The sequence below is a fragment of the Pseudonocardia xinjiangensis genome, assembly GCF_012911925.1.
Classification (GTDB): domain Bacteria; phylum Actinomycetota; class Actinomycetes; order Mycobacteriales; family Pseudonocardiaceae; genus Pseudonocardia; species Pseudonocardia xinjiangensis.
On the sequence record NZ_JAAXKY010000063.1, the window covers coordinates 26,832 to 39,520 of the forward strand.

Below are 12,689 nucleotides of genomic sequence, written 5' to 3' on the forward strand. Positions count from 1 at the left end.
ATGGCATGAAAGTGGCTTTGCTGCAATCAGTGGGCGCACGGGTCAGCGGCCGAACGAGTCGCGCAGGCGGGAGAAGATGCCGTGCCCGTTGCGGTTGCCTGCCGCGAGGTCGGGCTGCTCCTCCCCGCGCAGCTCGGCGAGCTGGCGCAGCAGTTCGGTCTGCTTGGCGTCGAGCTTCGTGGGGACGGCGACGTCGACGTGCACCATGAGGTCGCCGTGCCCGTCCACCCGGCCCGACGACCGCAGCCGCGGCATTCCCTTGCCCCGCAGCGTGCGCACCGTGCCGGCCTGCGTGCCCGGCTCCACGTGGAGCTCCTCGAGGCCGTCGAGGGTGGGCAGCGGGAGGGTGGTGCCCAAGGCGGCTGCGGTCATCGGCAGCTCCACGGTGCAGTGCAGGTCGGCGCCGTCGCGGGTGAACAGCTCGTGCGCCTCCTCCTCGACCTCGACGTACAGGTCACCGGCCGGGCCGCCACCGGGGCCGACCTCGCCCTGCCCGGCCAGCCGGACGCGCATCCCGTCGGCCACGCCCGGCGGGATCCGCACGGCGACCGACCGCCGCGAGCGGACCCGCCCGTCGCCGCCGCACTGCCGGCAGGGCTCCGGGATGACCTCGCCGAAGCCGCGGCAGTTGGGGCACGGCCGGGACGTGACGACCTGGCCGAGGAACGAGCGCTGCACGCTCTGCACCTCGCCGCGGCCGTTGCAGATGTCGCACATCGTGGGGGCGCTGCCCGGCGCGCAGCCCGAGCCGGTGCACTCGGAGCAGAGCACCGCGGTGTCGACGGTGAGGTCGCGCGTGATGCCGGTGGCGCAGTCCTCCAGCGTGAGGTGCATCCGGATCAGCGCGTCGGCCCCCGGCTGGACCCGGCTGCGCGGGCCGCGCCCGCGGCCGCCGGCCTGGCCGCCGAAGAAGGCGTCCATGATGTCGCCGAAGCCGAAGGCACTGAACGGGTCGCCGCCGCCGCGTCCCCCGGCCCCGCCACCGTTGCCCAGCGGGTCGCCCCCGAGGTCGACGATCCGGCGCTTCTCCGGATCGGACAGCACCTCGTACGCCGCGCTGACCTCGGCGAACCGCTCCTGCGCCGCCGCGTCGGGGTTGACGTCGGGATGCAGCTCGCGCGCGAGCCTGCGGTAGGCCCGCTTGATCTCGTCGGGCCCGGCGTCGCTGTCGACACCCAGGATCCCGTAGTAGTCCCGTGCCACCCTGGCGTTCCCCATGGTCCTTCTCGCTCAGCCGTTCATGAACTCGTGCCGGATCGATAATGCCGTGTCAGCGCCCTGCCAGGATCTCACCCACGTAGCGGGCGACCGCATGGACCGCCGCGATCGAGCCGGGGTAGTCCATGCGGGTGGGGCCCACCACGCCCATACCGCCCAGCACGGTGCCGGGCCCGTAACCGATCGACAAGACCGACGTGTCGCGCATCTCCTCGGCCTCGTTCTCCTCACCGATCCGGACGGTGACGGTGCCCGGGTCCTGCGCGGAGGCGAGCAGCTTGAGGACGATCACCTGTTCCTCGAGCGCTTCCAGCACCTGCCGCAGGGATCCGGGGAAGTCGGCGACGTTGCGCGTGAGGTTGGCCGTGCCGCCGAGCAGCAGCCGCTCCTCGGGGTGCTCGACGAGGGTCTCGATGAGCACCGTGGAGATCGTGATGGCCACCTCCCGCAGCTCGTGCGGGACGGAGTCGGGCAGGTCGGCCACCGCGACCGACGCGGCCGCGAGCCTGCGGCCCGCGAGGGCCCCGTTGACCAGGGAGCGCAGCTGGGCGACCTCGTCGTCGGAGAGCACCTCGCCGAGATCGACGACCCGCTGGTCGACGCGGCCGCTGTCGGTGATGACCACGAGCATCAGCCGGGCGGGGGTGAGCGCCACGATCTCGCAGTGGCGCACGGTGGAGCGGGTGAGCGTGGGGTACTGCACGACGGCCACCTGGCGGGTGAGCTGCGCGAGCAGCCGGACGCTGCGGCGCAGCACGTCGTCGAGGTCGACGGCCCCGTCGAGGAACGCCTGCAGGGCGCGCTTCTCGGCCGCCGACAGGGGCTTGACCTGGGCCAGCCGGTCGACGAACAGGCGGTAGCCCTTGTCGGTGGGCACCCGGCCCGCACTGGTGTGCGGCTGGGCGATGAGGCCGTCCTCCTCGAGGACGGCCATGTCGTTGCGGACCGTGGCGCTCGAGACGCCCAGGTTGTGGCGCTCGACGATCATCTTCGAGCCCACGGGCTCGTGGGTCGCGACGTAGTCGGCGACGATTGCGCGCAGGACCGCGAAGCGGCGCTCGTCGGCGTTCACGCGGCGTTCCTCCCCCGTCGTGGTGTTCCCACCAGTCTAGGTGTTCTCCACGGGAGGAGCCCGTCGTCGTCGCTCAGCCGGTGGCGGACGCACGTTCCGGGTGGAACGGGAGACGATCATGCGGCTCAGCTGCCTGCCGAACCCGCGTCGGCGGCCCCGGCCAGTGACGGCGTCGTGGCGAGAGGCGCCCGGCGCCCCGCGACGACCTCGCGGGTCACCTCCTCGACGGTCTTGCCCCTCGTCTCGAAGGTGCCCACCAGCGCGACGAGACCGGCGATGATCGAGATGACGCCGAAGAGCAGGAAGAACGCGTAGCCCGAGGTGTGCATGGCCAGCACGAACCCCACGAGGGCCGGCATCACGAGGCCGCCCACCTTCTGCCATGCCGCGGCCCAGCCGATCCCGGTGCCGCGGCTCGCCGTCGGGTACAGCTCGCTGGCGTAGGCGAACAGCGTGGCCCCGCCCAGCCCGCTGCCGAAGAAGGTGGCGGCCGAGCCGAGCACCACCACGGCGACGGCGGCGGACGTGGTGCCCCACACCAGGCAGAGCAGGCCGCTGGCCAGGAACGACACGCCGAGCACCACGCGGCGCCCGATCCGGTTGATCAGCTGGCCCGCGAGGATGGCGCCCACCACGCCGACCGACGTGATGATCGCGGTGTAGCCGAAGCTCTTGAGCAGCCCGGCGCCCTGGCCTTCGAGCACCGAGGGCAGCCAGCTCGAGAGCCCGTAGAGGAAGGCGCCTGCACACACCTCCATCAGCCAGACCGCGACCGTGTAGCGGAGGTAGGGCCGGGCCACGAGGGTGCGCAGCGATCCGCCGGACCCGGTCGGGGCGACGTCGAGGGCGGCGGGCTCCCCCGGTGCGCCGGCTGATCCGGGGCAGAGCGAGTCGACGATCTTCCGCGCGTCGTGCACCCGGCCGCGGCGCAGCAGGAAGCGCACCGACTCCGGCAGCCACGCCAGCATGAACAGGCTGACGAGGACGGGCACCGTCCCCACCACGAACATGGCCCGCCACGAGAACGCCGGCACGACCAGCGCACCGATCGCGGCGGCGACGGGCAGGCCGATGAGCCACGCGGAGGTCGCCATCGTGACCATCGGGCCGCGGTGGCGGGAGGGGGCGAACTCGGCGATGTAGGGCAGCACCACCGCGATCTCCGCGCCCAGCCCGACGCCCTGCAGCGCCCGGAAGACCAGCAGCGAGGGATAGCTCCACGCGAAGGCGGCGGCGAGGCTGAACACCGCGAAGACCAGGAGGCACAGTGCCAGCGGGATCCGGCGGCCGAACCTGTCGGAGACGGTGCCTGCGATCGCCGCCCCCACGAGCATTCCCGCGAACAGGACCGACGAGTAGAACCCGGCCTGCTCGCTGCCGAGATGAAACGTGCCGACGATTCCGGGGAGCGTCACCCCGGTGACGTTGATGAGGAAGCCGTCCAGGAAATGCCCGGCCAGCACCGTCAGATAGATCCGCAGATGGCGCGTGGTGAATCCTGAATCGTCCAGCCGGTCGAGGAGCGGGCTGGCACCGGGCGCGGTCGCCGCGTGATGGGGCATGAGAGGACCACCTCCTTGTGGCTCGAGAACTGGAGATTCGCGAGGCGACGCCGCTGTCGGGCGCGCCCGTCGCGATTACCGGTCGTCCAGGTTGCCCTGGATGTCGAAGTAGATCCGGCGGAGCGCCGCGAGGAGCGGGGAGCGCATCTCCGGCGGCAGGCCGGTCGTGAGCTCGGCGGCGAACTTCTCCAGCGCCCGCCGGGCGGCGTCACGGGCACTCAGGCCCAGTGGTGTGAGTTCGAGCCGCATGGTGCGGCGACTGGTGTCGGAGACGCCGCGGGAGAGGAATCCGCGGGTGACCATCTTGTCGACGCTCTCCGACATCGTGGACGGGTTGCGGTGCGCGAGTTTGCACAGTGCCGTGAGCGAGGTGTGCCCGCTCCCGACCCTGGACAGGATGCGGTACTGCCGGATGGTGAGGGGTTGGTCCAGTCCGGCGAGAGTCTCGGTCTGCAGCCTGGTGAGCCGGCCACCGAGCGCGAGGAGCACTTCTCCGATACCCGCGTCGGGGCCGATCTCGTCGAAGGTCTCCGTGTCGTCATTGATCACTTTGGTATCCGCACTGTCCGGTGCCCGAAATGATGTCCGACGGCGAGAGTACTGCTGTGACCCGATTCTCGGAAGAGCCAGATCCGACAAAGCGAAAAAGCAGCAAAGAGAACAATCAGGCCAAATACCGCGAATTGTGTGAATGCCGTCGCGGCGGCAGTGGGCGGCCCGCGCCGGGAGGGCCCGCCGGCACCTGGTCACGCTCGGGTTGCGGCGCCCCGCGGAGCGGAACCCGACCGCCCCGGTGATCGTTTGGGGCAGCGTGAGTGGATATCCGTTTCGCGAGCTTCGCGAAGACCGACGACCGGGAGCGGCACACTGATGGGCCTGTTCGACAAGCTGAAGGAGCGCTTCGCTCCCTCTTCGCACACCGCGCCTCACCACACCGGGCCACACCACCCCGGGTCCCGGCACCCGGCCTCCCATGACCGAGACCCCGACGAGGTCGCCGTCGAGCGTTACCGGTACATGCTGAAGACGGCACCTCCCGAGACGATCGAGCAGGCCCACGCCGAGGCCTTCGCCAAGCTCACCCCGGAGCAGCGGCAGCAGGTTCTCGCCGAGATGAGCACCTCCGTGCCCGAGTCGGAGCGGGCCCGCTCCACGGACCCGCGGGACATGGCGCGGATGGCCACCCGCGCGGAGATGCGCCAGCCCGGCACGATGGAGCGCAGCCTCGGCGGCCGGCAGGGCCCGGGGATGGGCAGCATGATCGCCGGCACGCTGCTGGCAAGCGTGGCGGGCGCGTTCATCGGCACCGCGATCGCCGATGCGCTGTTCGACGACGACATGTTCGAAGGCGACGAGCCCGAGGCCGGCGAGGAGATGGCCGCGCCCGAGCCGGCCGAGGACTTCGGCGGCGAGGAGTTCTGAGGCGTGCGCGGTGGCGGGGGCGCTCCGCCCCCGCCACCGCGGCCGGGGTGTGCTGACGTACCGATCATGGCGAGGCAGAACCACCCGCACCCCGATCGAGGGCCGAGCACGACGTGCGTTTCGTCAAGTGATCTGAACCCCGCTGTCATCACGAATTCTGGCCCCGGCGGGTGCGGCTGCCCGTCCACTGACAACCAGGGGTTGACAACGACAACCGTGGGTTGTCATGATTGCTGCATGACGAAGAACTCGAGCCGTGACGAGACGTTTCAGCGAATCAAGGAGGTGCGTGCCGAAGCGATTGAGCACACCAGATTGGCTCGCGCGCTGGCGGTTGAGCGTCGCGACTTGATGCAGGAGCTTCTCGACGGTGGCCTGTCGCAGGCGGACATCGCCCGGGAACTGGGGGTTTCGCGGCAGGCGATTCAGAAGATGATGGCGCTGAACTGATCCTCGGTCTGCTGTGGTCAGCGGTTTGACCCGCGGCGCCGGCCGTTCTTGCACCCAGGCGGGATGATCACCACCCCAGGTGGAGCCAACATTCATGCAGAACGACGGCCGAAGTGGGGCCCAAGTCAGGTGATCACACGCACGGTCACCCGGGACCAGAGAGCCGCCTTCGCCTGAGCACCCGTCCACCGTCGGAGGAGTTCCGGCACCCGTGCGGAGCTGCGACGATGTGACATGTGCTGATCCGGCAGCCCACCCTGGAGGCCATCGCGGCAGGCGCCGTCACGACGGTGTTCCGCCGCTGGGACCGGCCCCGCGTGCGCCCGGGCGGCACGCAGCGGACCTCGGTGGGCGTGCTGGAGTTCACCGCCGTCGAGCCGGTCGACCTCGCCCAGCTCACCGCGCAGGACGCCCTCGCCGCCGGCTACGCCGACCTCGCGGCGCTGCGGAAGGCGCAGGAGGGCGACGGGCAGCTCTACCGGATCCGCCTGCGACCGGCCGGCCCGGATCCGCGGGTGGCCCTGCGGTCGCAGGCCACGCTGAGCGCCGCGGAACGCGCGGAGCTGGCCCAGCGCCTCGACCGGTTGGACCGGGCGTCGCGGCACGGCCCGTGGACCGCGGCGGTGCTGGACCTGATCGGCGCCCACCCCGGGACCCGCGCGCCCGATCTCGCCGAACGGCTCGGCCGCGAGACGCTGCCGTTCAAGCGCGATGTGCGCAAGCTCAAGGAGCTGGGGCTGACCGAGAGCCTGCCGGTCGGCTACCGGCTCTCCCCCCGCGGGCAGGCCTTCGTCCGCGGGTGAGTCCTCACCCCGGAGTCACCTCGGCGATGGCAGTGTGGCGTGACGTGGCCGCGCAACGCTTCAGCCGGCGCTGGCTCCTCGTCGCTGCCGGTGCCGCGGGTCTGGTCGCGGCGGGCGCGGTCCCGTGGCCCGCAGGCGCGGTCGACGTCGACGCCACCGCCCTGCGCAGGCGGATCCTCGGCAGCGTCCCTCCCCACGTCGGGTACGCCGAGAGCACCGGCAGGCTCGGGCTGCCCCAGATCCCCCAGCTGGAGTCCGCGATCGCGCTGTTCACCTCCACCACACGCATCCGCGCGTTCGTCGCAGGCTCCGACCGCTGGCGGGTGGACCAGCTGACGCCTGCCGGGGAACGCGACACCTACCGTCTCGACGGGGTGGAGTACGTCTGGGACTTCGGCGGCGACCAGCTCACCCGGGTGGTCGGGGAGGCACCGATCCGGCTGCCCCGCGCCGCCGACCTGCTCCCGCCCGAGCTCGCCCGGCGGCTGCTGCGCCTCGCCCCGGCCGATCCCGTCACCACGCTCCCGGCCAGGCGCGTCGCCGGCCGGACCGCTATGGGGCTGCGGCTCACGCCGTCCGACCCGGCCACCACCATCGGCACCGTGGACATCTGGGCCGACCCGGCCACCGCGTTGCCGCTGCGGGTCGAGGTGGCCCCGCACACCGGGCCACCCCTGCTGACCAGCGAGCTGCTCGAGGTCGATGACCGCACCCCCGACCCCTCGGAGCTCACCCCGGCCGTCCCGCCCGGGGCGGCGACGGTGTCGACGTCGGCGGCCGACGTCAGCGGTGCCCTGCGCCAGCTCGATGCGCCACCGCCGCCCGCGCAGCTCGCGGGCCGCAGCAGGATGCCGCTGTCCGGCACGCCGGACGCCCGCCTGCCCGGAGTGGGGATCTACGGGACGGGGCTCGCCGCGTTCGCGCTCATCCCCGCCACGGCCGACCTCGCCGGTCGCGTGGTGGACAACGCGGCCGTGGCGGGCGGGACGATGGTGGAGGTGCCGTCCGGTCGCGCGGTCCGGCTGGCCACCCCGCTGGTGTCGGTGGCGGCCCGGACCAGCAGGCGCAGCGGCGTGCTGCTGATCGGGACGGTCGTGCCGGAGCTGCTGGAGCAGGCGGTCCGCGAGCTCCCCGCACGGAGGCGGCGGGCGTGACGGCCGAGGACGTGATCCGGACGACCGGGCTCACCAAGCGGTACGGCCGCGTCACGGCCGTCGACGGGGTGGACCTGCGGGTGCCGGCGGGCGCCCGGTTCGGGCTGCTGGGGCCCAACGGCTCGGGCAAGACCACTCTCGTGCGGATGCTGCTCGGCCTGGTGCACCCCACGTCGGGCTCGGTGGAGCTGCTCGGGCACGCGATGCCACGGCACGCGGCCACCGTGCTCCCCCGCGTCGGAGCGCTCGTCGAGAACCCCGCCGCGTGGCCGCACCTGTCCGGACGCACCAACCTGCGGCTGCTCGACGCCGCCGGACGAGGAGGCAGGCGCCGCGACCGGCGCGCGAGGGTGGAGGTCGCGCTGGCGCGCGTCGGGCTCGGCGGCGTCGACCGCCGGCCGGTGCGGGCCTACTCCCTGGGCATGCGGCAGCGCCTCGGGATCGCGGCGGCGCTGCTGCGCGGTCCCGAGCTGCTGCTGCTCGACGAACCGACCAACGGCCTCGACCCGCGCGGGATCGGCGAGATGCGGGACCTGCTGGTCGCTCTCAACGAGGGAGGGACGACGGTGGTGCTGTCCAGCCACCTGCTCACCGAGGTCGAGGCGCTGTGCACCCGCGTCGGCGTGATGGACGCGGGACGGCTCGTGCTGACCGAGGACCTGGACGCGCTGCGCGTCCCGACCGGCCGGGTGCTGCTGCGCACCCCGGACCCGGCCGCCGTGGTCGGGTTGCTCGACGGGCAGGTGGTGGAGCGCAGCGGCAACGTGCTGGTCGTCCGGGAGGACGACCCGGCCGCGCTCAACACCCGGCTGGTGAGCGCCGGGATTGACGTCACCGAGCTGGCGCCGCAGCGCCGCACCCTGGAACAGGTGGTGCTGGGGCTGACGGGGTCGGGCTCGGACCGGGTGGACGGGAGGGCGCGGTGATCGGCGTCGAGCTGGGGTTGATGCTGCGCCGCCGCCGGGTGTGGCTGTGCTGGGTGCTGCTCTGCGCGCTGCCCGCGCTCGTGGCGGTGCTGCTGGCCACCACCCGGCTGGCCCCGGCACCCGGGCAGGGTCCGGCGTTCCTGTCGGCCGTCGTCAGCAACGGCCAGCTGTTCCCGGCGGCCGCGCTGGCCCTGGTGCTCCCCGTGTTCCTGCCGATCACGGTTGCCGTGGTGGCCGGCGACGCCGTCGCGGGCGAGGCGAGCAGCGGGATGCTGCGCTACCTGCTGGTCCGTCCGGTCGGCCGGCTCCGGCTGCTGGTGGCCAAGCTCGTGTCCACGGCGGCGTTCGTGCTGATCGCCGTGGCGCTCGTGACGCTCACCAGCTACGTCGTCGGCGTGGCGGCGTTCGGGTTCGGTCCCGGGGCCTCGCTCGGCGGCGCCGGCGGCATCACGTCGCTGTCGGGGGCGGTGATCACCCCGGGCGAGCTCGCCGTCCGCACCGCGGCCGTCGTCGGGTACCTGGCGCTCTGCATGCTCGCGCTGGGGGCGATCGGGCTGTTCTTCTCCACGCTCACCGACTCCCCGCTCGCCGCCGCGCTGGGGGTGCTCGCGGTGGTCGTCACCAGCGCGTCACTGCTCCCGCTGGACGCCGCCGCTGCGCTACGGTTCTACCTCCCGACCACGCACTGGCTGGCCTGGATCGACCTCTACCGCGTCCCGATCCTGTGGACGGCCGTCCGGCAGGGCGCGGAGGTCCAGGTGTCCTACGTGCTCGTGGCGTTCGGAGCAGCGTGGGCCAACTTCGCCACGAAGGACGTCACCAGCTGACCCGTGCGGGCCTAACCTTTCGCGATGGCGACGCTCGAGTTCGACGAGGAGGGCGCCCGCCGCGTCGAGCGGACCTACGCGACGCCCGACGTCGTGGCACAGCGGGCGCAGGTGCTCGCGCTGCTCGCTCCGCAGCCCGGTGAGCGGGTGCTCGACATCGGGTCGGGGCCGGGCTACCTGGCGGCGTCACTCGCCGACGCCGTCGGCCCTACCGGCACGGTGTACGGGCTGGATCCGAGCCCGGCGATGAACGCGATCGCCCGGTCCCGCAGTGCCACCAGGCCCTGGATCCGCATCGAGGACGGCGACGCGGCGACGCTGCCCTACCCGGACTCGTCGTTCGACGCCGCCGTCGCCACGCAGGTGTACGAGTACGTGCCCGACATGCCGCGGGCGCTGGCCGAACTGCGGCGGGTGCTGCGGGCGGGCGGGCGGACACTGGTCCTGGACACCGACTGGGACTCGCTCGTGTGGCACACGACCGACCGGGAGCTGCACCGCCGGGTCATCGCGGCATGGGAGGAGCACGTCGTCCACCCGCACCTGCCGTGCCTGCTGGCCGGCCTGCTGCGCCGCGCCGGCTTCACCGTGCCCGAGCAGCGTGTGGTGGTGCTGTTCAACCCACAGCTGCACGCGCAGACGTTCAGCGCCAACATGATGGAGCTCATCGCGGAGTTCGTCGTCGGCCGCCGGGGCGTCACCGCCGAGGACGCCGTGGCCTGGCTCGGCGACCTGCGCGCCCGCGCCGACGAGGGCGACTACCTGTTCAGCCTCACCCGCTACGTCTTCCTCGCCACCGCCACCTGACCTCACGTGGCGACAGCCGCCGGTCGCCGGTCCCCGGCGGCCGGCACCTGGCGGCGGCCCCGCCGGTTCCGGGTCCGGTTCAGCCAGTACTCGGCGACCAGCAGGTTCACCACCCAGCTCAGCCACATGGACACCCCGACGGCCTGGGCCAGCGCAGCCGGGTCGACGGGGCCCCCACTCATCACCTCGGGGGCGAACACCGCGATGCAGAGCATGCTCCACGGCCGGTTCGCGACGATGGAGAACGTCAGGGCGACGCTGCGGACCATCCACTCGCGGTGCTGGTCGAACCGCCGGGCCCGGGCGGCGCGGTAGCCGGCCACCGCCGTGCCCAGCCAGAGCAGCGCCAGCATGGTGTTCGCGACCTGACCGGTGGCGCCCCCCGTCTGCGCGAAGGGGGCGACGGCCAGCACGGCCACCCCGCCGGGCAGGACACCCAGAGCGAGGTAGGCGCGGCCGCTCCAGCGGTGCACGGCGGGATGCGTCCGCCGCAGCCACGGCCAGACCTGCAACGACGCCGTCAGCAGGGCGATCGAGCCGAACCCGATGTGCGCCACCAGCGCGGGGTAGAACCACGGGACGTCCTCGGGCACGGCCAGCCGCGCCTGGGCGGGGTCGAGCCCGAGGTAGGGCGGGAGGGCGACGGCGAGGAAAGCGATCGTCAGCACGCCCAGCGGGAGGGCGAGCGTCCGGACGCGACGGGCGACGGGAGTGCTGGATGACACCGGGGACCTCCGGGATCGGGGCGGGTGTGATCACCCTCCGCCCGGACCGGCCCTCGGTCATGCCGGTGCGCCAGCATCTCCGAGGTAGGGCAGCCCATACCGCCCGCTAGTCACCCGTCCTTTTCCGCAGAGCGCGGAGCTGCGTCCGGACGTCCTCCAGATCCCACCGGGCGTGCCCCTTCGGGGTCTCCATCGTGGGTGTGAGGATGCCGTCCTGCCGGTACTGCTGGATCAGGCGTGCCGACACCCCGAGCTCCTCGGCCAGCTCACTGGTCAGGAGCAGCCTCGGCCGTCGTTCCTTCGGGGGCACCTGGGCAACGTAGGTCCGAGCCGGGCGACCGACCACGCGCTAAGCGGCTTCTTCGCCCTCTGCATACCATGCGCATCTTGCGGATTTTGCGCACTCGCGCCAAGCTCTCCGCGGTGGCGATGTGGATGGCGGAGCTGCCCGACGGCCGGCAGGTGATCGGCGGGGCGGCGAACGAGGCGGAGGCGCGCCGGATGATCGAGCGGGAGCAGGGCCGGGAGTCGGTGGCGTGGCACCTGGGACGGCAGCAGTGGCGCTGGACGCTGGTCGTCGAGGGTGGCAAGACGCACCACGGCTGGGCGGAGTCGCGCCCGGCGGCGCTGCTGGCCATCGCGCTGGCGAAGAGCCCTGGCGCGGTTCCGCACCGGATGATCAGCGGTCGGCTCCGGTGGTCGCTGCCGAAGGACGAGTGATCTCGCGGGTCAGCCCGCTCCCGCGGCGCGCAACGAGGCGCAGTCGCCGCCCGTGGGCAGCGCCCCCCGGGAGATCGCCCCCAGCACGAGCCCGGTGACGGCGGCATCGGTCGGCAGCTGGGAGTGGCTGACCCGCGCGCCGGGGCAGACCGACTGGACCGGCACGTTCGCCGCGCCCGCGAGCCGCGCGGAGTCAGGCGGGGTGACGGTCTCGTCGTCGGCGGTCCAGATCGACAGCCACGGCAGGGCCGCACCGACGTTCGCCCTGGCCAGCTCGGCGAGGTCGGCGCTTCCGGGGGCCAGCTGCCGGCACGCTTCCGGGCAGGCGTCCGGCGCGCCCGCCGCCGCGGCTGCCGCGAGCGTCGTGCCGGCCAGGGGCGCGCCGAGCGTGACCACCCGGCGGGCCTTCGCAGCGCCGTCGTCGCGGGCGACCCAGAGGCCGGTGACCACGCCACCTGCCGAGTAGCCGATCACGTCGACCGACGGTGCCCCCGCTGCGAGCTCCGTGTCGACCGCGCGGTCGAGCACGTCCACCTGCGCCGACAGGTCGCCCGTGCCGTCGCCGACGAGCGTGAGCACCTGTGCGGTGCGGCCGGTGGCCTCGATCCGCCCGGCGAGGGTGAGCAGGCTGTCGCGGGACCCGCCGTAGCCGGGCACGAGCAGCACCGGGCCGAGCCGGTCCTGGGCCGGCCGGGCCGCGGGGTCGACGGCCGAGCCGCGACCGCCGGCCAGCTGCACCCCCACGACCACCCCGAGCACCACGACGAGCACTCCCACCACCGCCACCCGTGCCGCCGAGGACGGCCTGCTCGATCCCACCGCGCTCGCGACGGGCCGTGCGGTGCTCACCCGCCGCGGCCGTCTCCTCGCCGACGGGGTGATCGGGAGCCTGCTCGCAGGAGCCCCGGCGTGACCCTGCACCGGGCGACTCGCCGGTCGTTGGGTCTCCTCGCAGACCGGGTGTGCTCGTCGCAGGTGCTGTGGGGTCTGCAAGGAGCACGGC

Annotated in this window: 15 protein-coding genes; 8 read left to right on the forward strand and 7 right to left on the reverse strand. The window is 73.1% G+C overall.

From position 1 onward, the window contains the following. Nucleotides 1-42: 42 nt before the first annotated feature. From dnaJ to HF577_RS39780, 4 genes are all read right to left on the reverse strand, one after another. Nucleotides 43-1,203 (reverse strand): molecular chaperone DnaJ, encoded by a 1,161-nt coding sequence (gene dnaJ / locus HF577_RS19465; RefSeq protein WP_169397342.1) that lies wholly within the window; start codon nucleotides 1,201-1,203, stop codon nucleotides 43-45. 67 nt (nucleotides 1,204-1,270) lie between these two features. Continuing rightward, entirely contained in the window at nucleotides 1,271-2,290 is a 1,020-nt protein-coding gene (gene hrcA, locus HF577_RS19470; protein WP_169397329.1) for a heat-inducible transcriptional repressor HrcA, read from the reverse strand. Nucleotides 2,291-2,415: 125 nt separating this feature from the next. Continuing rightward, nucleotides 2,416-3,852 carry an MFS transporter gene (locus tag HF577_RS19475; protein ID WP_169397330.1) on the reverse strand — a complete coding sequence of 479 codons (1,437 nt, stop codon included), beginning with the start codon at nucleotides 3,850-3,852 and terminating at the stop codon, nucleotides 2,416-2,418. Between the two features lie 75 nt (nucleotides 3,853-3,927). Next, nucleotides 3,928-4,401, reverse strand: a complete 474-nt coding sequence (locus tag HF577_RS39780; protein ID WP_169397331.1) for a MarR family winged helix-turn-helix transcriptional regulator — start codon at nucleotides 4,399-4,401, stop codon at nucleotides 3,928-3,930. A gap of 468 nt (nucleotides 4,402-4,869) precedes the next feature. On the opposite strand from HF577_RS39780, the gene HF577_RS19485 reads away from it, so the two are divergent. The 7 genes from HF577_RS19485 to HF577_RS19515 all read left to right on the forward strand — a co-directional run bounded on the left by HF577_RS19485 (nucleotide 4,870) and on the right by HF577_RS19515 (nucleotide 10,241). Further along, nucleotides 4,870-5,274, forward strand: a complete 405-nt coding sequence (locus HF577_RS19485) for a hypothetical protein (RefSeq protein ID WP_211174515.1) — start codon at nucleotides 4,870-4,872, stop codon at nucleotides 5,272-5,274. 237 nt (nucleotides 5,275-5,511) lie between these two features. Then, the gene (locus tag HF577_RS19490) at nucleotides 5,512-5,724 is read left to right on the forward strand and encodes a helix-turn-helix domain-containing protein (RefSeq protein ID WP_169397333.1); all 213 of its coding nucleotides are present in this window, start codon (nucleotides 5,512-5,514) and stop codon (nucleotides 5,722-5,724) included. Nucleotides 5,725-5,960: 236 nt separating this feature from the next. Next, entirely contained in the window at nucleotides 5,961-6,527 is a 567-nt protein-coding gene (locus tag HF577_RS19495; protein ID WP_169397334.1) for an ASCH domain-containing protein, read from the forward strand. Between the two features lie 26 nt (nucleotides 6,528-6,553). Beyond that, nucleotides 6,554-7,681, forward strand: coding sequence for a hypothetical protein (locus tag HF577_RS19500; protein ID WP_211174516.1), 1,128 nt, complete (start codon nucleotides 6,554-6,556; stop codon nucleotides 7,679-7,681). Nucleotides 7,682-7,692: 11 nt separating this feature from the next. After that, nucleotides 7,693-8,607, forward strand: a complete 915-nt coding sequence (locus tag HF577_RS19505; protein WP_169397343.1) for an ABC transporter ATP-binding protein — start codon at nucleotides 7,693-7,695, stop codon at nucleotides 8,605-8,607. Continuing rightward, nucleotides 8,604-9,434 (forward strand): ABC transporter permease, encoded by an 831-nt coding sequence (locus tag HF577_RS19510; RefSeq protein ID WP_169397336.1) that lies wholly within the window; start codon nucleotides 8,604-8,606, stop codon nucleotides 9,432-9,434. The genes HF577_RS19505 and HF577_RS19510 overlap by 4 nt, the downstream gene beginning before the upstream one ends. 24 nt (nucleotides 9,435-9,458) lie before the next feature. Then, nucleotides 9,459-10,241: a methyltransferase domain-containing protein gene (locus HF577_RS19515; protein WP_169397337.1), complete on the forward strand. Its 783-nt coding sequence runs from the start codon at nucleotides 9,459-9,461 to the stop codon at nucleotides 10,239-10,241. 2 nt (nucleotides 10,242-10,243) lie between these two features. Here HF577_RS19515 and HF577_RS19520 read toward each other — a convergent pair whose 3' ends face one another. Both HF577_RS19520 and HF577_RS19525 read right to left on the reverse strand, forming a co-directional pair. Further along, nucleotides 10,244-10,966: a DUF2306 domain-containing protein gene (locus HF577_RS19520; protein ID WP_169397338.1), complete on the reverse strand. Its 723-nt coding sequence runs from the start codon at nucleotides 10,964-10,966 to the stop codon at nucleotides 10,244-10,246. A 106-nt stretch (nucleotides 10,967-11,072) separates the two neighbouring features. Further along, the gene (locus HF577_RS19525; protein WP_169397339.1) at nucleotides 11,073-11,276 is read right to left on the reverse strand and encodes a MerR family transcriptional regulator; all 204 of its coding nucleotides are present in this window, start codon (nucleotides 11,274-11,276) and stop codon (nucleotides 11,073-11,075) included. Between the two features lie 77 nt (nucleotides 11,277-11,353). Between HF577_RS19525 and HF577_RS19530 the strand changes: the two genes are divergently transcribed. Then, nucleotides 11,354-11,686, forward strand: a complete 333-nt coding sequence (locus HF577_RS19530; RefSeq protein WP_169397340.1) for a hypothetical protein — start codon at nucleotides 11,354-11,356, stop codon at nucleotides 11,684-11,686. Nucleotides 11,687-11,695: 9 nt separating this feature from the next. Here the strand turns inward: HF577_RS19530 and HF577_RS19535 are convergent, their stop codons facing one another. Then, nucleotides 11,696-12,535, reverse strand: coding sequence for an esterase/lipase family protein (locus HF577_RS19535; RefSeq protein ID WP_211174517.1), 840 nt, complete (start codon nucleotides 12,533-12,535; stop codon nucleotides 11,696-11,698). Between the last annotated feature and the right edge of the window lie 154 nt (nucleotides 12,536-12,689).

What these genes read in the sequence shown, in the direction of transcription:
- HF577_RS19475 (WP_169397330.1), bottom strand. Translation starts at nt 3,852, where the DNA reads ATGCCCCATCACGCGGCGACCGCGCCCGGTGCCAGCCCGCTCCTCGAC.
- HF577_RS19485 (WP_211174515.1), top strand. Translation starts at nt 4,870, where the DNA reads ATGCTGAAGACGGCACCTCCCGAGACGATCGAGCAGGCCCACGCCGAG.
- HF577_RS19490 (WP_169397333.1), top strand. Translation starts at nt 5,512, where the DNA reads ATGACGAAGAACTCGAGCCGTGACGAGACGTTTCAGCGAATCAAGGAG.
- HF577_RS19500 (WP_211174516.1), top strand. Translation starts at nt 6,554, where the DNA reads ATGGCAGTGTGGCGTGACGTGGCCGCGCAACGCTTCAGCCGGCGCTGG.
- HF577_RS19515 (WP_169397337.1), top strand. Translation starts at nt 9,459, where the DNA reads ATGGCGACGCTCGAGTTCGACGAGGAGGGCGCCCGCCGCGTCGAGCGG.